The sequence below is a fragment of the Clostridium sp. D46t1_190503_E9 genome, from assembly GCF_015555225.1.
In the GTDB taxonomy this organism is placed as follows: Bacteria; Bacillota; Clostridia; order Clostridiales; family Clostridiaceae; genus Clostridium.
The window spans coordinates 135,815-161,485 of the sequence record NZ_JADNKB010000007.1; the positions used below are offsets into that span (position 1 = coordinate 135,815).

The following is a 25,671-nucleotide window of genomic DNA, read 5'->3' on the forward strand; positions in this document are numbered from 1 at the left end:
TAAAAATAAAAAAATAAAGGAATTCAGCTTTAGGCTGAATTCCGTCCTTAATTATCAATTGTCCATTTTCCATTATAAATTATTTAAGTTCTGCTAGTTTTTTATCAAATTTTCTTATATCAGGCCAAGTATGATAATTAGCGCCTTCTTTTGAATGATATTCCTCAAAGTCCTCTACACTAATCTCATATGTTTCAAAATCATCTAATTCTATCTCTATATAGTTGTTATCATTTATATTAAAACTAGTTACTTCTCCTGTAGGTATAACTTCGCTTCCATAATAAAATATAATTCCATTTTCTATAAGTGTCTCATAGATTTCTAAAACTTCGTCTTTAATGTTTTCTATCATAGTAATAATTCACCTATCCCTTATTCATCATTAGTATTATCTTTCTAGATAAGCTTCTAGGAATAATCTTATTCACCGCAACAATGACCTTATTTTTAAATCCAGGAATTATTATTAGCTTTCCCTTTTTAAAATCCCTATAAGCTACTTCTGCTACTTTTTTTGGTGTCATTAATGCTTTTTTAGCAGATTCTTTTTTTCTTATTCCTGCTTTATCTTGAAATCCAGTACTTACAGGTCCTGGACACAAGCAACTTATCCTTATTCCCGTTCCCTTTAATTCTTCATATATAGCTTCTGTAAAATTTAACACATAGGCTTTTGATGCATAATAGGTAGCCATCTTAGGACCTGCACAAAAAGCTGCTGTCGAAGCAACATTCATTATAGCCCCCTCACCATGACTTATCATTATTGGTAAAAACATCTTAGTCAATTCTGTTAGAGCTCTTACATTTACATCTATTAAATTTAATTCTTTTTCTCTTTCTATTTCACTTAGGTAACCAAAGGACCCCATTCCTGCATTATTTATTAAAATATCCACAGTTATATTTTTTTTATCAACAAAACTTAATAGTTTTTCACAGGAGTTATCCTCAGATAAATCTAAAGATATGCTATAAACGTTAATATTATATAATAACATTAACTCTTCTTTTACCTTTTCTAGCTTTTCCTCATCTCTTGCAACTAAAATTAAGTTATTTCCATCATTAGCATACAGCTTTGCTAATTCATATCCAATCCCAGTAGTAGCTCCAGTTATAAGTACATAGCTCCTACCATAAGGTTTACCCATAAAAAATCCTCCACAAAATTTATTTATTAAAATTTATATTTAAATATATCATATAGTCATATATATATAAATATTAAATAAGATTAGAATATATAATGAAAACACCTATTTTCCTATAAAAAATAGAGAGAGGTTGTCCTCTCTCTATTTTGCTAAATTTATCTTATATATAATTAAAATCTTTAATAATATAGTAATTTTAAAAACTACATATTGCATTTACAGTAATTTAAATTTTACTTTATACCATTAATAATAAAATTAATTAAGAACAAAGCACTTACAACATACATTATTGGATGTACATCCTTAGCTTCTCTTTTAACTATTTTAGCTAAACAATATGTTACAAATCCAGCTGCTACACCATTTGAAATGCTTCCTGTAAAAGGCATGAATGTCACTACAAAAAATGCTGGCATAGCTACTTCAAAATCACTCCAATCAATATTTTTGAAGGATTCCATCATTAAGATACCTACTACTATTAACGCTGGAGCAGTAGCTGCTGATGGTACCATCCCCATTATAGGTGATATAAATAATGATAATATAAATAAAATAGCTACTGTAACTGAAGTTAATCCAGTTCTTCCACCTTGTCCAATTCCTGCTGCACTTTCAACATATGTTGTTGTATTACTTGTTCCTAATAAAGCTCCTATTGAAGTAGCTGTTGCATCTGCAAATAAAGCTCTTTCTAATTTTGATGAAAAATTATTTCCACCTTCAAATAGCTTTTCATCATTATCATCAAATATTCCTGCTTTTCTTCCTGTTCCTAAAAATGTACCAATTGTATCAAAAGTATCTGATAAAGAAAATGCAAATATCGTAATCAACACTAAAGATATTTTAGATGGATCACTAAATAATCCAACAAAATCTAACTTAAAAAATGTTGGTGCTATACTTGGAATCCCAAAACTAATTTGTGAAAAGTCAGGCACTTGAGTTACTCCCATAAAGATGCCAACAACTGTAGTTAAAAGAATTCCTAATAAAATTGCACCCTTGAATTTAAGAAGCATTAATATAAGAGTAATTACTAATCCTATTAATGCTAATAAAGCTACTGGGTCCTTAAAGTCAGTCATTGCTAAATTCACACTGTTAAATATTGACGAGTCTCCTGATGAAGTAATTTGATTAGCAGCTTCTCCTGTGAAAGTAAGAAAATGTGCTTGCTTAATACCTAAGAATGCAATGAAGAGACCTATACCTCCTGAAATTGCATATTGAAGTGAATGAGGAATAGCTTGTATTATCATTTTTCTTATTTTTGTAGTAGTAATAATAATATTAATAATTCCACAAATGAATACCATAGCTAAAGCTTGTTGCCATGTGAATCCAAGTCCCAATACTACTGTAAATGTAAAAAATGCATTTAGTCCCATTCCTGGTGCTTGTGCAAAGGGTACATTAGCTACTAATCCCATAACTAGAGTTCCTATAGCTGCTGCAATAATTGTAGCAACAAAAACAGCATTTTTATCCATTCCTGCTGCTGCTAAGATAGATGGATTTACAAATAAAATATATGCCATTGTTAGAAATGTAGTTAATCCTGCCATTAATTCAGTTTTAACATCTGTTCCATTTTCCTTAAGTTTAAAAAATTTATTCATGATAGCCCCCTCATTTTCGAATATTATATAGATATATTATCATTTCATTCGTATTTAATCAACATATTTTTTGCACTTTTTCTTAAATACTACCATTTTTACATAATATATTAATATTAAAGCTAAACAACTGCCATTAGTTAAACTATTTATTAAATAAATACGAATATTATGTTAAGCATCCATATTTAAATATTTGCTTGATTATATGGTTTAATTATTAAGGAAATTTTATATTTATTGATATAAAATTTCACTTCATCACCATATATTTACAATAAAGTTTCAAAGTGGTACAATGTAGATAATATTTATATGTATATTTTAAATGAATATATTGTTGAAAGGAGATTTTATTTTGGTTTTTACTATGGCGAGCATGAATATAGTAATTCATGTAATTAACAATACATCTATGGATTTAGAAAAATGTACTATTGAGCACACAGGTAACGGTGGTCACCCCATTAAATTAGGAAATATTAAATCAATGGAAAAAACTAGTGAAGAAATGTGTATCTTAACTTCAAGAGAAAAATCAGAACTTATTTTTAGTTATACTCTAAACTGAGAAAAATATAGCTCAACAGTATACGATAAAATAATTTTTTCTGATGTTAGACCAATAACTATCACTATAACTGAAGAAAATAACACTTTAATATTTAATCTTAAGCATAAATCAAACGACTAATTTTAAGGAGATGTAATTGATAAAGAAAATCATGCCTTTTCTTTTTACAGGAAACCAATTTAATCTAAGGAATATAATTGTTTACGTAAGGAACAATACTTCAAAAACACTAGAGGACGTAACTATTCAACACACAGGTCCAGGAGGACATTCTATCAAATTAGGCACTATTAAGCCTAATAGTAATGATACTCAAGAGGAAATTTGTTCAACAACAATAGTAAATAAATCTGAATTAATATTTAGTTATGTGCTAGGTGAAAACAGATATAGCTTAGTTGTCTATGATGATGTTATTAATACCGATATAAGACCAATAGTAATTACTATAACTGAAGAAGATAATAATTTAATTTTTAATACTGAAAGAATACCTGGTAAAGATATATAATAAATATTTAAATGAGGAGCGCTTGTAATGAAAAGAGAAGTTCAAAAATTTCCTGTTTCTTGGTTGCTTTTTAGTAGTGACTTTAATAGACACAATACAACTCTATATATAAAGAATCATACAGCTTATAATTTAGAAAATACGACTATTGAAAGAACAGGAATAGGTGGCCATCCTATTGAGTTAGGAACTATAAAAGCAATGAGTAGTGATATTAATGAAGAAATATACCCTTCACCAATTATGGAAAAGTCAGATTTAATCTTAAATTATGTACTAAATGGTAAAAATCACAGTTCAGTTATACATGGTAATATAATTCTTACTGATATAAGGCCTATCGTCATTGATATAATTGAAGAAAATGGAGAATTAAATTTTTCAGCAACTCGTATAGCACATGAAGATATAATTAATTAAAAATAAAAGTGAGGACTTAGTACCTCACTTTTATTTTACTCTAAATTATTTCTTTTCGTCTTCAGTCACTCTTCCATCTGAGCTGCTTACAGGAATTGCTTCTCCTAAAAATTTAGGTTCTGGTTTTAATATATTTACATAAATAAAATCTTTTAATTGTGCTAAAACTTCACGCTTTTTATAACTATCCATCAATTGATATTGTCTTTTATCTGACTTTATTCCATAAGCATCTATTCCTAATTTTTTAGCTATATATAAAGCTCTTGGCAAATGATATTCGTTCGTTACTATTATTGCCTTATCAACTTTAAAAATCTCTTTTGCTCTATACATTGTATCATAAGTACTAAAGCCTGCATGATCCATAAAAATTAATTTTTCATCTATATCATTTTGTAAGATATATTTTTTCATAGATCCAACTTCATTATATTCTTCTCTACCATGATCTCCACTTAATAAAAATACGTTTGCTAGTCCAGCTTCAAAGACTTCTAATGAAGTTTCTAATCTATCTGCTAGTATATCTGATGGTGTTCCGTCTACTCTAACTCCAGCCCCTAGTACTATAATTGCATCACTTTCACTAGGAATATCTTCAATATTATAAATATATTTTTTATAGCTATTGACTGTTGAAATGGTTATACTTATGGATATTATTAATATCATTAGTAATATTATAAATATACTCATAATTCTTTTCCCCACTTCTAAATTTGAAATTTCTCATAAAACCCTCTTAATACATTATATTCCGTACTTCATTTTAATGTGTGGAATTCCTGCTTCATCATATTCTTCTGAGGCTTCCTTAAACCCTACAGAATTGTATAATTCCTTTATATAACTTTGCGCTGATATTGTTATCTTTTCTTGTTTAAAATTCTTATGTATCTCTTGAATTGCTTTAATCATCATTTCTTTAGCCAACTTTTTTCCTCTATACTCTTTTAAAACTAACACCCTTCCTATAGATGCCTCTTCATAAGATAGTCCTGGTGGTAGTAATCTGCAATATCCCACTACACTTTCTTCCCCATCTTTATTATCTATTGCAAATAAGTGCACACACTTCTTATCTTTATCATCAAAGTCATTTTCACAAGTAATCTTTTGCTCACAAGCAAAAACCTCATATCTAACTTTAGCTATTTCATAAAGTTCACTTATGTTAAGTTCATTAAAATACTTACTTCTAAACTCAATTTTATTCTCCATATAATACTCCTTTTAAATTGCAATTTTTAATATATTATAATTATAATATTATCATTTTATCTTTTCTATATATATATCTACTTTAAGAATAGTAATATAATTGTCATAGTTTTATAATATCTAAAAAATTTATTTATTATATTTTAATATTTATGGAACCTTTTTATATATTTATTCGTCTATAATGTGAATCGATTCAGAAAGGGGCATTAATAATGGTTAATGAACTATTATTCAAAAAAGCTGTAAAAGGCGATAAGGATAGCTTTATAAAATTAATAGAGCCAATTAAAGAAAAACTATATAGAGTAGCATTTGTATACTTAAAAAATGAAGATGACGTTTTAGACTGTGTTCATGATGGAATAATAAAGGCAATAAAGTCATTAGAGACACTAAAAGAACCTCAACATTTTAATACTTGGATAACAAGAATAATTGTGAACGTCTGTAAGGATTATATTAAGAAAAACAGCAAGGTTGTTTTAGTTGATATAAATGATTATGAAAATAACTTAATATCTGAAGATAATAAAAGTGATATTAATGAGGATATAAAAAGCGCTCTAAATAAGCTATCTGAAAAAGAAAGAGACTTAATAGTAATGAGATATTTAGAAGATAAATCATTAAAAGATATAGTCACTAACACCAATTTACCACTAGGAACAGTTAAAAGCAGGCTAAATAGAACCTTAATAAAATTAAGAGAATATATGGGGGAAGCATAGAAATGAAAGATATAAACATAGATGATATACAAGTTTCTTCAAAATTGGATGATATCATTAAAAATTCTGTAGATGAAGGATATGATACAACATTTAATAAAAGTCTATCAAATAAAAAATATAAAAGGTTTAATAAAAATATAGTTGCAGCAACTATAATGGTAGCTCTAGGCGTAACAGTATTTGGCTCAATATTTAGTAATGAGGTAATTGCAGCAGTTAAATTAACCATGTTTGATATAAAAAATTATCTAGGAGTTAATGATAACTTAGATGAATATAGCACTATAGTTAATAAGGCTGTAAGTAAAAATGGAATAACAGTTCAATTAAATGAAGTTATTTTAGACAAAGATGAAATTATTGTATCAACAACAGTAAAATCAGATGAAAAACTAGATGATAACGGAAATATAATGGTATTTGGAAATGTGTATATTAATGGTAAGAAAGCATCTAGTTCATCTGGAGGTTCTGGAAAGAAAATTGATAATTATACTAAAGAAAATGTACTTTCATATACATTAAATAAAGAATTAGAAAGAGGAGATTTGTATATAGAAATAAAATATGATGAAGCTCTTTTACACATAGGCGAAATAGAAACTAAAGTAGAAGGCCCATGGAAGTTTGAGTTTACTTCTAATGGTGATGCATTATCTAAAAATACAAATAGTATAAATTTAAATAATTCATTTACATTAGATAATGGTCAACAGATAACACTTAATGAATATAGAGGTAATGCTGTGGGTGGAAAGATTTACTACTCTATTGAAAATAAAGATAGAAATAACATCTATTCATTAGAATTAAGAGGCTATGATAATTTAGGAAACGAAGTTAAATTTTACAGTTCTCATGAAGAAATGACTACTGGTTTAATGAAAAATCAAACTGAACTTTCTCAAGATGCAAAGGCATTAACATTAACACCATATGCAGTAGCCTTTCCAAAAGAAAGCGGTAAGATGAGTAGTGATTACAAACAAGTTGGTGAAGAGTTCACTATAAAATTAAAGTAATTTTAACTTTTCTTATATAAAGATGTAGTTACTTTATATTTCATTAAAGTAACTACATCTTTTATATTAGAAAGCAACTTGAAACTCATCCATAAAAAAGCTTGTAAATCTAAGCTAAGCCTTTCTTCTTAAGGAAATACAACTTTATAAGATGCTAATATTTTATTAATCTATCTTACTTGTCCATTACCATAGATTATATATTTAATAGTTGTAAGCTCTTTTAATCCCATTGGTCCTCTTGCATGAAGCTTTTGAGTACTTATTCCTATTTCTGCCCCAAATCCAAATTCACTTCCATCTGTAAATCTAGTAGAAGCATTTACATAAACAGCTGCTGCATTAACTTTATTTAAGAACTTTTGTGAATTCTTATAACTATTTGTTACTATTGCTTCTGAATGCCCTGAACCATATTTATTAATATGATCAATTGCTTCATCTACATTTTTCACTATTTTTGCACCTATTATATAATCTAAATACTCCTTACTCCAATCATCTTCGCAAGCTTCTTTAACATCGGTTATTAAAGCTTTCACTTTTTCATCTCCAATTATTTCAACATTCTTTTCTCTTAATGCTTTTACTATGATTGGAAGAAACTCATTTGCTATATTTTCATTTATAATCATCTTTTCTGCTGCATTACAAACTGCTGGTCTTGATGTTTTTGCATTTATTATTATATCCTTTGCCATATCAAAGTCACAATCTTCATCTACATATATATGACAATTTCCAACCCCTGTTTCAATTACAGGTACAGTTGCATTTTTCACAACAGTTTGGATAAGCCCAGCTCCACCTCTTGGAATTAAAACATCTATATACTCATTTAATTTCATCATTTCTAATGCTGTTTCCCTACTAGTATCTTCAACTAATTGAACTGAAAACTCTGGCAATCCGGCTTCTTTTACAGCATTAGCTAGTATCTTTACTATTTCTTTATTAGAATTTATAGCTTCACTACCACCTCTAAGTATTACAGCATTTCCTGTTTTTAAACATAGTCCTGCTGCATCGCATGTTACATTTGGTCTAGCCTCATATATTATTCCTATAACTCCCATTGCAACTCTTTGCTTTCCTATTTGAAGACCATTTGGTCTTTTCCACATTTCTATTACCTCTCCAATAGGATCTTCTAAAGCTATCAGCTCTCTTAATCCCTTAGCCATATCCTCTATTCTTGACTCATTTAATGATAATCTATCTAACATAGCCTTGGATGTTCCTTTTTGAACTGCTCTATCCAAATCTTCTTTATTTGCTTTTATGATTTCATTTGTATTGTTAATTAAAGCATTTGCCATTGACTCTAATGCTTTATTTTTTTCAGTAGTTGATGCTATTCCTAAATCATATGATGCTTCTTTAGCTCTTTTACCTAACTCATAAATACTTGGCATTAATAATTCTCCTTCACTTTTATTTTTCAATCTATTACTAATTTATTTTTAAACTTTACATAGCAAAACATCATTCATTTTCAGTTCTACCTTCTACATTTTACATTTCAAAAGATTCTTATAAGCTTTTGAATAGTGTTCCTATTTCCTCGCCATTTAATATATTTAGAATTATTTTAGGATCTTCTCCGTTAGCTAGTACCATATCTACTCCAGATTCAGTAGCAGTCTTGGCAGCAGTTAACTTTGTAATCATTCCACCTGTTCCAAGATTGCTTCCAGCACCTCCACAGCACTCCTCAAGCTCAGGAGTAATTTCATCTATTTCCATTATTAATTTTGAATTTGGATTCTTTCTAGGATCTGAATCATAAAACCCTTCTATATCTGATAATATTATTAAAAGATCTGCATTCACTAATTTAGCCACTATAGCTGATAAGTTATCATTATCTCCAAATCTAACTATATTTTCTATTTCATCTATAGCCACAGTGTCATTTTCATTAACTATAGGTATTATTCCATTTTCTATTAGAGTTTCGAATGTATTACAAACATTTTCTCTAATATGATTATCTTCAACTACATCTCTTGTTAAAAGAACTTGACCAACAGTATGGCTATACTCTCCAAAAAACTTACTATAAATATGCATTAACTCACATTGCCCAACTGCAGCAACTGCTTGCTTTTCTCTTATAGTCTTAGGCTTTTCCTTTAACTTAAGCTTAGATACTCCAACTCCTATTGCTCCTGAAGTAACTAATATAACTTCCCTTCCTGAATTCATCACATCTGATAATATTCTAGTCAACTTTTCTATTCTAGTTAAGTTAATTTTGCCATTTGCATATGTTAATGTTGAAGTTCCTACTTTAACTACAATTCTATTAGAGTTTTTAACTTTACTTCTAGTTCTCATCCTACTATCCCCCAGATATTATTCTTTGTTTAATTATAATTTTTTTTATATCTTTTTTCTACATAATATAATTTACTCTTTGAACTCTTTCAATTTTTCCTCTACCTCTTTATTAAAATGCCTAAAGATAACTTTGCTTACTGCATAAACAGGTACTACTACAAAAGCTCCTATTGGGCCAATTAGACTAGCTGCTCCAACTACTAGAAAAATATCCGTTATTGGATGTATATTCATTGTTTTTCCCATTATTAGTGGTACGATAATTCTTCCCTTAAGTGTTTGGGCAATTACTACTAATACAGATAATTTTATAATCATATTCCAGCCTGAAGCTATTGCAATTATATATGGAATAATCATTGATATAAAAAAGCCTACAAATGGTATAAATGCTAATACAAAAGTAATTGATGCTAAAAGTAGTGGACTTGCCATTCCTATAATTTTATATCCGATAAAAACCATTAAAGATAATGAAAGTGCCACCTTAGCTTGACCTAAAATATACGATGATAATACTTCATCACTTTCTTCTACAATATCACAAATTTTATACTTATATTTCTTAGAAAATATATTAATTATACTCTTTTTAATTTTATCTTCGTCCTTAAGAAGATAAAATACTATTAATATAACAAGTAAAACATCAGAAAATAATTGCATTCCCTTATCGAATATTCCTCTTAAACCACTTGCTAATAAAATAGCATATTTTTGTATATCACCTAAAAACTTCTCATAATAATCTAATTTAAATATATCCCCTTTAAAAATTTCATCTATTTCATATAGATTACCTTTCTCTTGTACTATACTAAAGAATGTTGTTTTTAAATTCATAAATTGCTCAATGAAATAATCCCCAAAGTATTTGATAACACCAGCTGCAATAAAAAAGAAAATTAATAAAGTTAAAGTTGCTGCTCTTCCTCCTTTTATCTTCTTTTTTATAAATATATCATTAAGAGGTTTTAGTATATAAAATAAAAATATTCCAAATATTATTGGTATGACAACTACTGAAAAAATTACATTTATAAAATTTTTTAATACTGAAATTTTGCCTAATAATATTATTAATATGGCTAATAAATTAAAAATAACTAAATATGTAATTAAATTCTTCTTACGCATAAAATATTTCTCCTTTGCTTAATTTAATTAAATTTAGTTTATCCTTAGGAGAAAATATTATTATATAGCTTTAAACTTTCAGATTTTTACTAAACGAATCTCTTAACTATTTTATATCTTCTTAACATTACTTTTTCCATATTTATAAATCAAATTAGATATATTCATATATTTAGAAATCATCCTAAATATATAATTCATTGCATAAATTTTAGGTAAATTTGTATAAAAATCTATTGATTTTATGTATAAAAATGTATTAAAATAAAATTCAATGTATAAATATTAATTTTTTGAATATAAGGAGACCGGAATGAAAAACTTAACTAAAGATGAATTTTCATTAAAATCACCATTGTTCTTTATTGTTCCATCTCTAATAGGAATGTTTTTATTTATGATTCCTATTAGTTTTAATGGAGAAATAACAATACCAATAGCAATTTTATCAAAATTCTTAACTAAATCTCTTGGAGATTCCTTAACGCTAATAATAACAATAGCAATTTGCATATCAGCTATCATGAGTATAATAGCTAAGGTTTTTAAACCAAACTTTATTATAAAAAATGAATTTCTAAACACCTTATTTAATATAGGTAATATTTGGTTTGCTGCTAGAGTACTTGGAGCTATATTTTGCATTTTATCTTTATTTAAGGTTGGTCCTGAACTTATAATTAGTAATTCAACAGGATCATTTGTATTAAATGATTTACTTACAATATTATTTTCTATTTTCTTTTTTGCAGGACTTTTACTACCACTATTATTAAATTTTGGTTTATTAGAATTCTTTGGTACAGTACTTACTAAAGTTATGAGACCAATATTTACATTACCAGGTCGTTCATCTATAGACTGTATAACTTCTTGGCTTGGAGATGGAACTCTTGGAATACTATTAACAAATAAACAATATGAAGAAGGATTTTATTCTAAAAGAGAAGCAGCTATAATCAGTACAACCTTTTCTGCTGTTTCAATAACCTTTAGCTTAATTGTAATAGATACAGTGGGATTATCTCATTTATTTATCCCATTTTATTTAACAGTTAGTATTTCTGGAATTGTCGCTGCTATTATAATGCCAAGAATCTATCCATTACGTAAAATTCCTAATACATATTATAATAATAAAGAAAAGAAAAACGATGAATCAATACCAGATGGACATTCATCTTTCTCTTGGGGATATAAGAAGGCTTTAGATAAAGCCTCTCAAAATTCCGGCATAAATCACTTTTTTATAGAGGGAACTAAAAATGTAATAGATATGTGGCTTGGAGTACTTCCAGTTGTTATGGCACTTGCTACTATAGCTTTAATAATAGCTGAGTACACTCCTATATTTCAGGTTTTAGGGCTACCTTTCATACCATATCTTAAATTATTACAAGTTCCAGAAGCAGTTGCGGCTTCACAAACTTTAGTTGTGGGATTTGCTGATATGCTATTACCATCCGTTTTAGCTGCAAACACTATAGTTAGTGATATGACTAAATTTATAGTTGCTTGCACTTCCGTTTCTCAACTAATATATATGTCTGAAGTAGGAGGAGTTCTACTTGGATCAAAAATTCCTGTATCACTAAAGCAACTGTTAATAATTTTTATAGAAAGAACTATAATTACATTACCTGTAATTGTTATTGCTGCTAATATAATATTTTAATAAAAAGCTGTATCCTTTTAAGATACAGCTTTTTATCAAATACTCTAATAGTATAATTACCTCCCACACTCCTACCTTAAATTAATAAGATATCCTATGTGCTTTCTTTTTATGATTCTTATAAAATACACACTTATTAGTTTAATTAAATGTACTTATATTTTAATTCAAATTTATCATTTTCTTTTTAATTATACTTCATAAACAACATACAAATTTTTCAAAATAATATTAATCGTTCGACTTTTTTTGAAAACCTATTGCCATTACTTAACTAATAGTTTATATTGTAAATAAGTGGTATATACCACTTATTGTAAAGGAGGTGATGTGTTTACCTTCGATGAAATAATAAGCTTTACTGTTTATTATTTATTAACTTCTTTGTTCCTAAATAATTCATTATCACTTCACAAAATATAGGAACTAATAAACACTTCAGAGAAATCTAATAAATTACCATTTAACATTTTCTGATTAGTATATTAATACTTATTAGGATATTTGACAAACCTTTTGAAAACATTTTCCAATATATAAAATGTATATTTTATATATCTAATAAAGAAAACTCTACATTTTAAATAAGCAAATGAATATATTTTATATGCACAAATGTTTAAAGTGAGTCTCTTATTTTTTCTAAAAATATCTAACTTACTTTAAATCTAATATCAAATTATTAGATATTTACCTACTCCAAAAAAGATCCTCATTCAATATACAGATGAGAATAAATAAATATATCGTTAGGAGGTAAATATAATTGAAGAAAAACTTTCTTAATAAAGTTATTTGCACACTTTTGACAACCTTCGTTACACTTACATCCACTTCATTTATTACTAAAGCAGCTACAAACGTCGGTAGTTATAATGCTGGTTTAGGAACAAAAAATTGGCCTGCACAAGTTAACGCTCCTTATGTTGATATGGTGGGCTGGGTAACTAAAAATGGATACTATATGGGGAATGATGGCGGAGGACCTGCTAATCTAAAAAAATTATCAGATGAAACTGGTATAAAATACTTTAACTTAGCTTTTATACAATCAACTGGTAGTGTTACAAATGGGAAAATCAATTGGGGCTGGGGAGGATATTCTGTTTTAAGTGAAGGAAAAAATGATAATCAATATAACGGAATTAAACAGTCTCTAAAGGACCTAAGAGCAAGTGGTGGTGATGCAACTATATCTTTTGGTGGAGCTAGTGGAACTGCATTTTGGCAAACTTCTCAAGATGTAAATGTTCTTTATAATACCTATCTAGATATAGTAAATGGATATGCATTAACAAGAATAGATTTAGATGTTGAAGGTGGTGCTCAAAATAAACAAAGCAATATTGCTAATGCAAAGGCTATTAAAATGTTACAAGACACTACAGGAGTAGAAGTAACATTAACTGTTCCTGTTTTACCATCTGGTTTAACTCAAACTCAAATAGATTTATTAGATGCTTATTTATCTAATAATGTTACTCTAAAATATATAAATATAATGGCTATGTGCTATGGAAGTGGTACTTTGCTTCCTGGAGAAAATTATGGCACAGCCTCAATACGAGCAATAGACTCAACAAAGAATCAAATAAAAGATGCTTACCAAAAATTTGCCAACACTACTTTATCTGATTCTGAAGCTTATTCAAAAATTGGTGCTACAGTCTCTGTAGGTTATGAAAGTTCTTCAGATCCTATATTTACTCCAGCATGGTCTCAATTAGTAGTTGACCATGCTAAATCTAAAAATATTGGAATGACTTCTTATTGGTCACTAAATAGAGATTCTCAAATAGAAAATAATCAAGGAATAAGTTCTCAATATGAACATTCAAAGATATTTGCTAAATTCGGTTCACCAGCAATTCCTAGCGACAATACTGCTCCAATGATTAGTGGTGTTAAAGATAAACAAATTAATATTGGAGATACCTTTAATCCTCTAGCAGGAGTTACTGCATCTGATAAAGAAGATGGTGATTTAACTAGTAAGATTATTGTTAATGGATTAGTTGATACATCTAAAGCAGGAATCTACAATGTAAGCTATACAGTTTCTGATAGTAAAGGCTTATCAACAACAATAAGTTCTACAATAACAGTAATCGATACTTCAGTTCAGACATATAGTCCAACTAAGACTTATGTTGCTGGAGATATAGTTTTATACAACGGAGTTATGTATAAAGCTAAATGGTGGACCCAAGGAGAAACCCCTGGAGCAACTCAATGGGGCCCATGGGAAAAAATGAATTAAATTAATTTAGAAATTAATTTGTAAAGGGGATTTAATATTATGATAAGGAAAAAGCTTTATAAAAAATCAAAGCCTATTGTTGCATTAACAGCAATAGCAGCAATGCTAATAACAGGTGTTACACCAGTTAGGGCTGAAGTTAATTCTACTACCGATTTTACACCTACTGCTATTCAACAATCTAATCAGAAATATCGTAATGTAATGTATTATGGAGACTGGTCAATCTGGGGAGGTCAAGGTAATTTTTATCCTAAAGATATTCCTGCTGATCAATTAACTCACCTTAATTTTGCATTCGTAGATTTTGATGCACAAGGTGTTTTAAAATTTACTGATAAAGATGCTGCTACTGGTCATCCTTTAGGAAATGCTGGCGTAACTTATGGAGATGTAAATGGAGGTATTCTAAATGCATTCCAAGTGTTAAAAAGCGAAAACCCTAACCTAAAAATAGGAGTATCTTTAGGTGGATGGTCTAAATCAGGTGACTTCTCAGTTATAGCTGCTAATCCTTCAATAAGAGCAAACTTTGTAAAAAATGTTATGGCGTTTATTAAATATACCAATATGGATTTTGTTGATATAGATTGGGAGTACCCAGCTAGCCTTAGGGATCCAGATACAGTTGATAATACTAATGATGAAGGAACTACTAAAGCAACTCCTGCCGACAAAGAAAACTTTATTACTTTATTGCAGGATTTAAAAAATGCCTTAAATAAGCAAGGTGCTGAACTTGGAAAAACTTATGAACTTTCAGTTGCTATCCCAGCTGGAAAAGCTAAAGTTGATGAAGGAATAGATGTAGCAAAATTATTTAATGTAATTGATTTTGCTAATATTATGACTTACGATATGGCTGGTGCCTGGAGCACAGTTAGTGGTCATCAAACAGCACTTTACACTAATCCTAAATCTCCATTTAAAGGAGAATGCCTTTCTGTTGATGAAAGTGTTAATTACTATATTGCAAACGGAGCTAAACCTGAAAAAATAGTCATTGGAGCAGCTTATTATACACGTGGTTGGGAAAAAGTAAGTAATAATGGACCAGATGCTGCTAACCCTGGATTATTTGGAACAGCTGCAGTAGTTAACAAAGATGCAGACCTTACTCCAACACCAGGTGCTCTTAATGAAGCTCCAATAAAGAATGGTGAAGGTGGTCGTGCTGGTGGAGTATGGTCATACAATGCTCTTAGCCAATTAAAATCAAAATATACTGGTTTAAAAGAATATTGGGATGATAGTGCTAAAGCCCCTTATCTATATAATGAAACAACAGGTGCATTCTTTACCTATGATAATGCAAGATCAATCCAAGAAAAAGCTAAATATGTTAAAGATCATAATTTAGGTGGAATGATTGCTTGGATGGCTTCACAAGATGCTAAAACAACATCTACTAAACGTGATGAACTTACAAAAGTAACTAAGGAAGCCCTATTTGGCTCCGCTAGTCTAGACAACTATACATTAACTTATAATAAGCTTAATGTAACTTCTAAATTAACTACAAGTAAACCTGCATGGGGAAGCGGTAGTACAATAAATCTAAGCTTTACAAACAACGAAAAATTAAGTGAATCTGGTGAAGTTCTTAGCTCTGTTGAAACCGCAGCTAAAACTCTAAAAAATGTAAAGCTTTATATTAAGACAAATGGTATTACTATAACAGGTGCTCAACATCCAAGTCCTGCTGTTAAGCAAGAAAATGGATATTACGTAATAGATTTTTCTGGCTCATATGATGGAAAACTTATGAAACCTGGCCAAACAGTATCTTTTGATTTAAACATTGCTGAATCTATAGATAATCTAGATGGATTAGTAAGTGTTGAATTATCTCAAAGAATGTATTCAACATCACCTGAAATGGGAAGACAATTTATTTATGGTAGCGCAACATCTCCTGATAATAATACTGCACCAGTAATTAATGGAGCTACTAATAAACAAATATACGTTGGTGATTCTTTTAATCCCTTAGCTGGTATAACTGCATCTGATAAAGAAGATGGTGATTTAACTAGTAAAGTAACAGTTTCTGGTACTGTTGATACAACTAAAGCTGGAACTTACAATTTAACTTACTCAGTTGTTGATAGTAAAGGTTTAAAAGCTACTGCAGCAGTTACTATAACTGTTTCCGAAAAAAATACAACTAACACAGCTCCTGTAATTAATGGTGTTGCTAATAAGGAGATTAAGATTGGATCAAACTTCAATCCATTGACTGATGTTACTGCTTCCGATAAAGAAGATGGTGACTTAACTAGTAAAATAGTTGTTTCTGGCACAGTTGATACAACTAAAGTTGGAACTTACAATTTAACTTATTCAGTTACTGATAGTAAGGGGTTAGTAACTACTGCTAAAGCAACAATCACAGTAGTTGATAATACAACTCCTGAAATCCCAACCTATAGCCCAACCAAAGCTTATGTAGCTGGCGACGTTGTTATGTATAACGGTGTTAAATATAGAGCTAAATGGTGGACACAAGGTGAAACTCCTGGCGCAAATCAATGGGGTGCTTGGGAAAAAATTAGTTAGTTCATCTAACTATTTATAATTTGAAGATGGCTAACATTATTTGTTAGCCACTTCTATCACCTTTTTCGATTAATATTTATGGAGGGAAGATATGAAAAAAATTAAAATTAAAAGAATAGTAACTGGAATAACACTTTCACTGTTTACCCTATTTAATCTATCAATACAACCTCAAGCTGCTGTCACAAATAATAATGAAAATATAACACCAACAGATTCTGGTGTTAGCGATACAGATTTAAGCAGAAAAGTAATTGGATATTTCCCTGAATGGGCATATAAAAGCGAAGTCCAAGGATACTTTGATGCTGCAGATTTGCAATGGGAATCTCTAACTCATATTCAATACTCCTTTGGAATGATTGATCCAACGACTAATAAAATAACACTTGGAGATAAGCATGCTGCTATTGAAGAAACCTTTGCAGATCATCCACTAAGCCATAATGGTAAAGCTGTTACCTTAGATCCAACTCTACCTTATAAGGGCCATTTCAATGTTCTTCAAACAATGAAAAAGCAATATCCAAATGTAAAGCTACTGATGTCTGTTGGAGGATGGGCTGGTAGTAGAGGGTTTTATACAATGCTAGATACTGATCAAGGCATCAATACTTTTGCTGATTCATGTGTTGAGTTTGTAAGGAAATATAATTTTGATGGTATAGATATAGACTTCGAATATCCATCTGCAACATCAACTTCTGGTAATCCAGATGATCAAGATTTAGCTGAACCTAGAAGAGGCAAACTAAATGAAAGATATAACTTATTAATGAAGACATTAAGAGAAAAGCTTGATGCTGCTGGAAAACAAGATGGTAAAAAGTATCTTGAAACAGCTGCAGTAACTGCATCTTCATGGGTTCTTGGTGGAATGACTGATAATTCTTATGCTCAATATTTAGATTTTCTTAGTGTAATGTCTTATGACTTCCACGGTGGTTGGAATGAGTTTGTTGAAAACTTAGCTAATATCTATCCTGATCCAGCTGATAGAGAAACTATACAAATGGCTATGCCTACATTAAATATGGATTGGGCTTATAAATACTATAGAGGAGTCTTACCTCCTGAAAAAATAATTATGGGAATCCCTTACTATACAAGAGGATGGGAAAATGTACAAGGTGGGACTAATGGATTGCACGGCTCTAGTAAAACTCCTGCCATAGGAATATATAATGTTTGGGGCGATGACGTAGATAATAATGGTGTCTTAGATCCTGCAGGAGCAAATCCATTATGGCATGTACTAAACTTAATGGAAAATGATCCAAATCTAAAAGTTTATTTTGATGAAGTTGGTGGAGTTCCATACGTTTGGCAAAATGAAAAGAAAGTATTCCTATCTTTTGAAAATGAAAAGTCCATAGATAAAAGAGTAGAATATATTAAAAATAAAAACTTGGGTGGAGCATTAATATGGGTAATGAATGGAGACTTTGGACCAAACCCTAATTATAAACCAGGCTCTACTAATATAAATGAAGGAAAATATACTTTTGGAGATACACTAACAAGTAGATTAAAATCTGGCTTAGATGCAATAGGAAATTGTAAAGTAACAGATGATTCTATTCCAGGATTATCTCAAACTGATGTAGACGTTGTATTTGGAGGAAAATATGATCATCCAAATTACACTTATGATATTAAAGTTACAAATAAAACAGATAAAGCAATAGATAAAGGCTGGACGGTAAGTTTTGATTTACCTAAATCAGCAATATTCGCTCAACCACAAGGTGGAACTGCAACAATTGAAGATATTGGAGATTTTAATAGAGTTACAATAACATCATCAGGATGGCAAAACCTCGGAGTTGGAGAAACAGCTTCATTAGCAGGATCAATTAAACTATGCTTTGGAGGAGTTAAGAATTTAACGTTTAATGGAATGAGACCATCCAATGTTCCTGCAAATGGAAACTACGCTCCAACATTAAAAGGTATTTCCAATACTTCAATTAGTTTAGGTGATTCATTTAACCCTCTAACAGGAGTTACTGCTTCTGATAAAGAAGATGGTGATTTAACTAGTAAAATAACTGTTTCTGGATCAGTTAACACATCCAAAGCTGGTGATTATACTCTTAAATATACAGTTGCAGATAGTAAGGGATTAACTACAACTAAAGAAAGAATAATAACTGTTCTCAGAGCATTAGAACCTGGACAACAATTCTATGATCCAAGTAAAACTTACAAATATGGAGATCAAGTTGTCTATAAAGATGCTTTATATGAATGTATTTCTTGGTATATAGCTCCTACAGATGATGGCTCCCCTGCCAACACAAAATATTGGAAATTAATAAGAGTACTTCCTGATGGATCAACTCCTACTGAAAATACAGCTCCTGTAATTACTGGAGTTGCTAATAAACAAATTAATATCGGTACAAGCTTTAACCCTCTAACCGGTGTTACTGCTTCTGATAAAGAAGATGGTGATTTAACTAGTAAAATAGTTGTTACTGGCACTGTTGATACAACTAAAGCTGGTGCTTACAATTTAACTTACTCAGTTACTGATAGTAAAGGATTAATAACTACTGCTAAAGCAACAATTACTGTTGTTAATGATACAACACCAGAGATTCCAGCCTATAGTCCTACTAAAGCTTATGTAGCTGGTGATATTGTTATGTATAACGGTGTTAAATATAAAGCTAAATGGTGGACTCAAGGTGAAACCCCTGGCTCAAATCAATTTGGTGCTTGGGAAAAAATCAGCTAAATTAATATAGTTTATCTCTCCTTTAAATACTAACTAATCTATAAAAAGACAGTATAGAATTTTATTAATTAAAACTCTATACTGTCTTCTTTATAGAAAATATAATTATATTTTCATTATTTAATAACTATGTTCATTAATCTAGTTAAATCTAATGCCTGCATACTAGTAACAATTGCACCTGATAAATCATTTATTTCAACATCTATTCCAGTAATATCACATGTAGTCAAATCTATTTTATTTAGTGATGTTTTATTAAAATATGCAGAAGTTAAATCTGCATTATTAAAATTAACTTTATCAAGTTTAACTTGCTGAAACATGCTTTCTTTAAAATTACAATCTTCTATACATACATTTTTTAACTTTGAATAAGATAAATTTATATATTTGCCAAGGGCGTCGCGAAACGCGACGTCCTTTATATTACATTCATCTAATTTTGCTCCAAGTAGTTTACAGTTAATAAATTCTACTCTATGTATGCTTCCATCTCCTAAATCGACATTAGATAAATCACAGTTTTCAAATCTTGTGTCTAATAAATCTACATTTCTAAGTGATGAATTTTCAAATACAACATTCTTAAATATACAAGAGTCTATTGTAACTCCTTTATTATTCATATTATTTATTTCTATATTTTCTACTATCTTATTTTGAATTTTATCAGCTTCAATTATTTCTTCTATGATATCTTCTACTTCTTCAAAATCATCTAGAAATTTTGGCTTTTGAATCTTATTACCTTTCATAAAAATTTACTCACCACACCTTTATTAATTTTATATATAGATATTATATATTATTAACCTATATATACCTAGAGTAAATTTGTAATGTTAATCTAAAAAGTGTCATGTGCAAGTTTATCCCTTATAGCTCTTAATTAGACTTAGTCAACTAAATTCATTTTATTAACCCTTAAAACACTTAATGCTATAAATGTAATTGAAAATGCCAGCATTAAAAGTACAACCAAATAAATTTTTAAGCTTGGGTTATATAATGTTTTTATTCCTGTAACAAATTCATAAGAATTAGCATACACTATTGGATTTAACAAATCACTAACTCCAATCATATCTGGAAAAATATATAATGATGTAATTCCAAGTCCTAGTATTGCTAATGGTGCAATTTTATTTTTAAATAATGATGAAATAAGTATACCAATAGCTGTAAAAAATAAAGCTACAATAAAATTATATAAGAACATTTTTATTACTATCCGTAGCATTGGTTCTATACTAGTGTAATCTATTATAAAGGTTTCTTGTGCTGGAAGAAGTGTATTATTATTAAATATAGCTACTGGATAATTTATATCACCAAGTTTAGTAATTTTGGTTCCAACTATTAATGGAATTATAAATGATAAAATAACTATGAATGATGATATAATAAAACTACTTAAAAACTTTGATAATAATATTTTCGTCTTTTTTATTGGATAAGAAAATAATATCTTATAAGTCTTTTCTTCAAACTCTCCTGAAATACTCATACTTGAAAATAAAACAAAAACTAGTGGTAACAAAATAATATATATTTTATTAGATATCTGCATAAATAAATTTAATCCACTTGGATAAAATTCATCTCCTTGAATTAATTTTATATTATTTTCATACATATATTCGTACTTTAGAAGGGATATTCTTTCCCTATCATACGTATACTTTGATCCCTCATCCGATCCAAAGCCTTTATTTTTGGTAGATTCCTTTAAGGCATCTATTTCACTTGCTAATATTCTTTTATTATCACCCTTTATTAGGGCTTCCTTCTTTTCTATTTGACTTTCCATCCTCTTCTCATACATATTAACTAAATTTTTCTCATTTTCATCTAACGGTCTTATAGTTTCTATTTCCTTAAAGTAATTTATTTGTCCTTGGAAAGCCTCTATATTATTATTAACTGGCCATAATACGTTACTTTTCACATCCTTATATAAATCATTATATTTCATAGCAAATGCTATATTAACAGCAACTAGTAAAATTAATACACCATAGGTTAATTTATTTTTAAAAGCCCTTCTTAAATCCCAATATATTATCTTCCCCATTATTTATCTCCTTCAAAATAATCCAAATATATTTTTTTCAAATTATTATTTGTTCTTTCAACTGAATTAATCTTTATATTATTTGTAATTAACTTGTTGATTGTATTACTTAAGGTTTCTTCAGTTGATACTATAAGATTATTTTCTTCATCATAATTTCCTTCAAATAATTTTAAATGGGATTCATTTAAAGATTCTCTAATATTGAAATTATAAGTATCTATATTAATTTCATCTCTATTTAATTCATTAATTATATTCCCATTATCTAAAAATATAAATCTATCACAAAGTTCTTCTAAATCTGCTAAAGTATGTGATGATATTAATATTGAATATCCTTTTTCTTTATACTTCTTTAAAAGCTTAATTAAACGAATGATACTTTTTTGGTCTAATCCATTAGTTGGTTCATCCAAAACCAAGATTTCTTTAGCTGATAAAAGCGCTATTGCTACTGCAAGTCTTTGCTTCATGCCTAAAGAATAAGTTGAGGTACGCCTTTTAAACGCTTTTCCTATATCAACAAACTCCAGGATTTCATTAAAATCCTCATCAGATATTCCTCTAATACTCTTAATCATTTTTAAATGCTCATATCCTGTTAACTCCTTATAAAATCCCATATTCTCAATTACCGCTGCAGATTTATCCAATAAAATCTCACGATTTTTAAATACATTTACTCCATCCAACAAAATTTCTCCACTATCAACCTTTAAAAATGTCATTAAGGCTTTCATTAAAGTAGATTTTCCCGCTCCATTATTCCCAACTAGCCCTAGTATTTCTCCATTATTTAATTTAAAAGATATCCCTTTTAATCCTTTTGAATTATTATAAATCTTAAATAAATCTTTGATTTCAAGCATCAAGCTACTCCCCCAATTATTTTCGATTATATAAAAGAAACATAGTAAAAACTATGTTTCTTTTATATTTATTCCTTTAATTAATGAGCATGTTCCCATTTATATTCTGTAGAACTTTGATTATATGCTGCTCCTCACCTATTGCATCTATAAGTTGTTGTCTTTGTTATTGAATATTTTTTACAAATATAATATGAATTATCTTGATATGTTGCTTGTCCTATATAAGCCCAAGATGTGTAACTTGTTGTCTGACCAGAAAAAGTTCCTCCACAATCACATATTAAAGCTCTAGGTTGAACTTCATTAGTTGCCGCTGAACTTTCAATCCTACTCACCCCAATTAATAAAACTACAGCACATAGTAATACCGTTAAAAAAATTTTATTTTATAACCCCTATATATAAATTGTATATTATATTTACTTTTTTTGTAAATACCTTAAAAATATATAGTAGAATAGAAATTTTTATGTATTTTTATCATCAACTTAACAACATTTTATGTTTATATTATATATATTTTATTAAACTTACAATATTTTATCATGGGGTAATTTTATCTTAATGTATTTACATTATAGCCAGAAACATAAAAAACTTATAAATATATCCCTATATAATTAATAAAAATAAAAGTACAACCATTTCAAACTGATTGTACTTTTATAAAACTATCTATTCAAATCAACAGTAAATGTACTATTGTTATATACAGTTACCTTTTCTGATATATCGTAATATTTTATCTCGTAATTTTCTCCAGTTAATTCACCATTAAATTCTACTATAACCTCTCCTGTTTCAGCTAAATATCTTGTAGTATTATACTCCTTAGACTCCAAATTATCCACAGCTTTTATTACTTCATCAGTATCTTTATCCACAATTTCTTTTAGTTCTGCTAATAACCCATAATCAGATTTATAATATAACTTAGTTTTCCCATTATTAACTTCTATTCTTGTAATTGTTGCGTAATCATTTCCCGCCTTATTTTTCAGATTTGTTTCTCCATTAATATTTAATTCTTCACTCAAGCTAAAATCCTCTATTATACCGTTATCTTCTCCTATATTTTCCTTTTTAATTCTTGCATAATTTCTCTCATAAGGTATAAATGTTAACCATTTAGTATCTTCAACTGCCTGCTCAAAGCTAGTGTTAAAATAAAACTTATAATTACTATCATCATCAGTACTACCAAATCCACTTCCATCTTTCTGGCTTATATACCTACCCTTATCGTCAATAACCATGAAATATAAATCCATATCTTCTAAGCCTATATATCCTTGAATTGTTGTATTTATAGGAGTTAATATAAGTTTACTAATTGCAGAATTTTGATAAATATTACTTAAATCAATATTCAAATCATATTCTTTAACCATTCCTTTTAACTTTTCATTACTAACTGGTATATCAAAAGTCCACTCCCCATTAGTAATTTCAGTTTCTTTAATATCTCCTACTTTGTTAATATTTATAGAAAGCATAAATTCATCTGGTATCTCTATATCTCCTCCATAAAAATACTTTTCTTGCTCTTCCTTAGAAATCATAGACCTTATGCCTACATGATAACTTCTAATTCCTGCATATACTTTATTATCATCTAAAAACTTTCCACTTTCTCCATATCCAAATGAAGTAACTTTATCATCTATTTTAACTTCATTCACTAATAAAATAGGCACATATTTCATTGATGTTTCGCTTTCTATTGTATAAAAAATAGATAACTCTGATCCATCATAAATAACATTATTTATAGTTACCTTTAGACCATTACTCTCCTTAGTTATATTTAACTCAGATGAGTATTTATCATAATCCTCATATCTACTTGTCTTAAACAATTCTAATACATTTGATATAATAGGCATCTTATTTGCATAAGTAGTTATGGTTTCTCCAAAAAACATAGTTATTATAAGTAATGCTGCACATATACCTACAACATTTCTAAATTTATTTTTTCTTTTATTTTTTGCCTTATTTATTGCTTTATCAAAAACCTCATTGATATTTTGTGGAAGATATAAATTCTCAGAACTTATTTTATCTCTAATTTTTTTATCTAAAATATCATCAGACATTTTCACTTAAATCTACCTCCTCAACAACTTTCCTTAATTGTTGCCTAGCTCTTGAAAGTCTTGATCTAACAGTACCCTCTGGTATATCTAAAATTATTGCTATATCTTTACTTGACATGTCCTCAAAATAAAATAGCACTGTCACTGTTCTTAACTCCTCACATAGCATACTTATAGCTCTCGTTAAATCTATATCTTCATATACATCGTTATATGTTGCTTGATTTATACCTTCATCTAATGATATTACTCTTTTATTTTTTCTTATTATTTCATTGCATTCGTTTATTAAAATTCTAATTATCCAAGTTTTAAATAAATCATTATTTTTTAGAGTATTTATTTTTTCATAAGCTCTTATAATAGTATTTTGTATTGCATCCTCTATATCGTATTTATTGTTAAGAATGCCTTTTGCAACTTTATAAATACTCAATTTATTTTCATTTATTAGTGCTAAAAACTCATCCTTATTTCCTTTTTTAGCCCTTTCTACACTAGCTTTCTTTTTAAAATTTAATATTGAAATAAGTTCCATCTTCCTCCTCCTAATTTTTACTTAGCTAAGTATTTCACTTATTAGATGGATATCAATACTATAATGTTCATATATTTCGTCATTTTATAAAT

The 25,671-nt window shown here is 28.7% G+C and carries 23 protein-coding genes; 9 read left to right on the plus strand and 14 right to left on the minus strand.

Annotated features, from left to right (window positions below; genetic code table 11):
- Positions 1-79: 79 nt before the first annotated feature.
- The 3 genes from I2E83_RS09980 to I2E83_RS09990 form a co-directional block, all read right to left on the minus strand.
- Positions 80-355, minus strand: a complete 276-nt coding sequence (locus I2E83_RS09980) for a hypothetical protein (protein WP_195263897.1) — start codon at positions 353-355, stop codon at positions 80-82.
- Positions 356-368: 13 nt separating this feature from the next.
- Positions 369-1,157 carry an SDR family oxidoreductase gene (locus tag I2E83_RS09985; protein WP_195429655.1) on the minus strand — a complete coding sequence of 263 codons (789 nt, stop codon included), beginning with the start codon at positions 1,155-1,157 and terminating at the stop codon, positions 369-371.
- A 236-nt stretch (positions 1,158-1,393) separates the two neighbouring features.
- Positions 1,394-2,788: an NCS2 family permease gene (locus tag I2E83_RS09990; protein ID WP_195263899.1), complete on the minus strand. Its 1,395-nt coding sequence runs from the start codon at positions 2,786-2,788 to the stop codon at positions 1,394-1,396.
- Positions 2,789-3,146: 358 nt separating this feature from the next.
- Between I2E83_RS09990 and I2E83_RS18040 the strand changes: the two genes are divergently transcribed.
- The 3 genes from I2E83_RS18040 to I2E83_RS10005 all read left to right on the plus strand — a co-directional run bounded on the left by I2E83_RS18040 (position 3,147) and on the right by I2E83_RS10005 (position 4,293).
- Positions 3,147-3,359 carry a hypothetical protein gene (locus tag I2E83_RS18040; protein WP_243249633.1) on the plus strand — a complete coding sequence of 71 codons (213 nt, stop codon included), beginning with the start codon at positions 3,147-3,149 and terminating at the stop codon, positions 3,357-3,359.
- A gap of 139 nt (positions 3,360-3,498) precedes the next feature.
- Positions 3,499-3,873 carry a hypothetical protein gene (locus I2E83_RS10000; protein WP_243242081.1) on the plus strand — a complete coding sequence of 125 codons (375 nt, stop codon included), beginning with the start codon at positions 3,499-3,501 and terminating at the stop codon, positions 3,871-3,873.
- 27 nt (positions 3,874-3,900) lie between these two features.
- The gene (locus I2E83_RS10005) at positions 3,901-4,293 is read left to right on the plus strand and encodes a hypothetical protein (protein WP_195263900.1); all 393 of its coding nucleotides are present in this window, start codon (positions 3,901-3,903) and stop codon (positions 4,291-4,293) included.
- Positions 4,294-4,338: 45 nt separating this feature from the next.
- On the opposite strand, the gene I2E83_RS10010 is transcribed toward I2E83_RS10005, so the two are convergent.
- Positions 4,339-4,992, minus strand: a complete 654-nt coding sequence (locus tag I2E83_RS10010; protein ID WP_195263901.1) for an ElyC/SanA/YdcF family protein — start codon at positions 4,990-4,992, stop codon at positions 4,339-4,341.
- 54 nt (positions 4,993-5,046) lie between these two features.
- On the minus strand, positions 5,047-5,517 hold the full coding sequence (locus I2E83_RS10015) for a GNAT family N-acetyltransferase (protein ID WP_195263902.1): 471 nt from the start codon (positions 5,515-5,517) through the stop codon (positions 5,047-5,049).
- A 215-nt stretch (positions 5,518-5,732) separates the two neighbouring features.
- Here I2E83_RS10015 and I2E83_RS10020 point away from each other — a divergent pair, with 215 nt between their 5' ends.
- Together I2E83_RS10020 and I2E83_RS10025 are read left to right on the plus strand one after the other, a co-directional pair.
- A complete protein-coding gene (locus tag I2E83_RS10020) occupies positions 5,733-6,248 on the plus strand; it encodes a sigma-70 family RNA polymerase sigma factor (RefSeq protein WP_195263903.1) in 516 nt (171 codons plus the stop codon).
- 2 nt (positions 6,249-6,250) lie between these two features.
- Positions 6,251-7,273 carry a DUF4179 domain-containing protein gene (locus tag I2E83_RS10025; protein WP_195263904.1) on the plus strand — a complete coding sequence of 341 codons (1,023 nt, stop codon included), beginning with the start codon at positions 6,251-6,253 and terminating at the stop codon, positions 7,271-7,273.
- A 170-nt stretch (positions 7,274-7,443) separates the two neighbouring features.
- On the opposite strand, the gene I2E83_RS10030 is transcribed toward I2E83_RS10025, so the two are convergent.
- From I2E83_RS10030 to I2E83_RS10040, 3 genes are all read right to left on the minus strand, one after another.
- Positions 7,444-8,688, minus strand: coding sequence for a glutamate-5-semialdehyde dehydrogenase (locus I2E83_RS10030; protein WP_195263905.1), 1,245 nt, complete (start codon positions 8,686-8,688; stop codon positions 7,444-7,446).
- Positions 8,689-8,806: 118 nt separating this feature from the next.
- Positions 8,807-9,613, minus strand: a complete 807-nt coding sequence (gene proB, locus I2E83_RS10035; RefSeq protein WP_195263906.1) for a glutamate 5-kinase — start codon at positions 9,611-9,613, stop codon at positions 8,807-8,809.
- A gap of 72 nt (positions 9,614-9,685) precedes the next feature.
- On the minus strand, positions 9,686-10,753 hold the full coding sequence (locus tag I2E83_RS10040) for an AI-2E family transporter (RefSeq protein ID WP_195263907.1): 1,068 nt from the start codon (positions 10,751-10,753) through the stop codon (positions 9,686-9,688).
- 313 nt (positions 10,754-11,066) lie between these two features.
- Here I2E83_RS10040 and I2E83_RS10045 point away from each other — a divergent pair, with 313 nt between their 5' ends.
- The 4 genes from I2E83_RS10045 (at position 11,067) to I2E83_RS10060 (ending at position 19,990) form a co-directional block, all read left to right on the plus strand.
- The gene (locus I2E83_RS10045) at positions 11,067-12,428 is read left to right on the plus strand and encodes a YjiH family protein (protein WP_195429657.1); all 1,362 of its coding nucleotides are present in this window, start codon (positions 11,067-11,069) and stop codon (positions 12,426-12,428) included.
- Between the two features lie 766 nt (positions 12,429-13,194).
- Positions 13,195-14,688 carry an immunoglobulin-like domain-containing protein gene (locus I2E83_RS10050; protein ID WP_195429659.1) on the plus strand — a complete coding sequence of 498 codons (1,494 nt, stop codon included), beginning with the start codon at positions 13,195-13,197 and terminating at the stop codon, positions 14,686-14,688.
- A gap of 39 nt (positions 14,689-14,727) precedes the next feature.
- Complete coding sequence (locus I2E83_RS10055; RefSeq protein ID WP_195429660.1) at positions 14,728-17,247, plus strand: glycosyl hydrolase family 18 protein; 2,520 nt, start codon at positions 14,728-14,730, stop codon at positions 17,245-17,247.
- A 91-nt stretch (positions 17,248-17,338) separates the two neighbouring features.
- The gene (locus I2E83_RS10060) at positions 17,339-19,990 is read left to right on the plus strand and encodes a glycosyl hydrolase family 18 protein (RefSeq protein ID WP_195429661.1); all 2,652 of its coding nucleotides are present in this window, start codon (positions 17,339-17,341) and stop codon (positions 19,988-19,990) included.
- A gap of 116 nt (positions 19,991-20,106) precedes the next feature.
- Here I2E83_RS10060 and I2E83_RS10065 read toward each other — a convergent pair whose 3' ends face one another.
- From I2E83_RS10065 to I2E83_RS10090, 6 genes are all read right to left on the minus strand, one after another.
- Positions 20,107-20,748: a pentapeptide repeat-containing protein gene (locus I2E83_RS10065; RefSeq protein WP_195263912.1), complete on the minus strand. Its 642-nt coding sequence runs from the start codon at positions 20,746-20,748 to the stop codon at positions 20,107-20,109.
- A gap of 140 nt (positions 20,749-20,888) precedes the next feature.
- Positions 20,889-22,067: an ABC transporter permease subunit gene (locus tag I2E83_RS10070; RefSeq protein ID WP_195263913.1), complete on the minus strand. Its 1,179-nt coding sequence runs from the start codon at positions 22,065-22,067 to the stop codon at positions 20,889-20,891.
- Positions 22,067-22,939 (minus strand): ABC transporter ATP-binding protein, encoded by an 873-nt coding sequence (locus I2E83_RS10075; RefSeq protein WP_195263914.1) that lies wholly within the window; start codon positions 22,937-22,939, stop codon positions 22,067-22,069. Before I2E83_RS10075 ends, I2E83_RS10070 begins: the two co-directional genes overlap by 1 nt.
- Positions 22,940-23,073: 134 nt before the next feature.
- Positions 23,074-23,277, minus strand: coding sequence for a hypothetical protein (locus I2E83_RS10080; RefSeq protein ID WP_195263915.1), 204 nt, complete (start codon positions 23,275-23,277; stop codon positions 23,074-23,076).
- A 336-nt stretch (positions 23,278-23,613) separates the two neighbouring features.
- On the minus strand, positions 23,614-25,041 hold the full coding sequence (locus tag I2E83_RS10085; RefSeq protein ID WP_243242091.1) for a DUF4179 domain-containing protein: 1,428 nt from the start codon (positions 25,039-25,041) through the stop codon (positions 23,614-23,616).
- The gene (locus I2E83_RS10090) at positions 25,034-25,579 is read right to left on the minus strand and encodes a sigma-70 family RNA polymerase sigma factor (RefSeq protein WP_195263917.1); all 546 of its coding nucleotides are present in this window, start codon (positions 25,577-25,579) and stop codon (positions 25,034-25,036) included. The genes I2E83_RS10085 and I2E83_RS10090 overlap by 8 nt, the downstream gene beginning before the upstream one ends.
- Positions 25,580-25,671 lie beyond the last annotated feature (92 nt).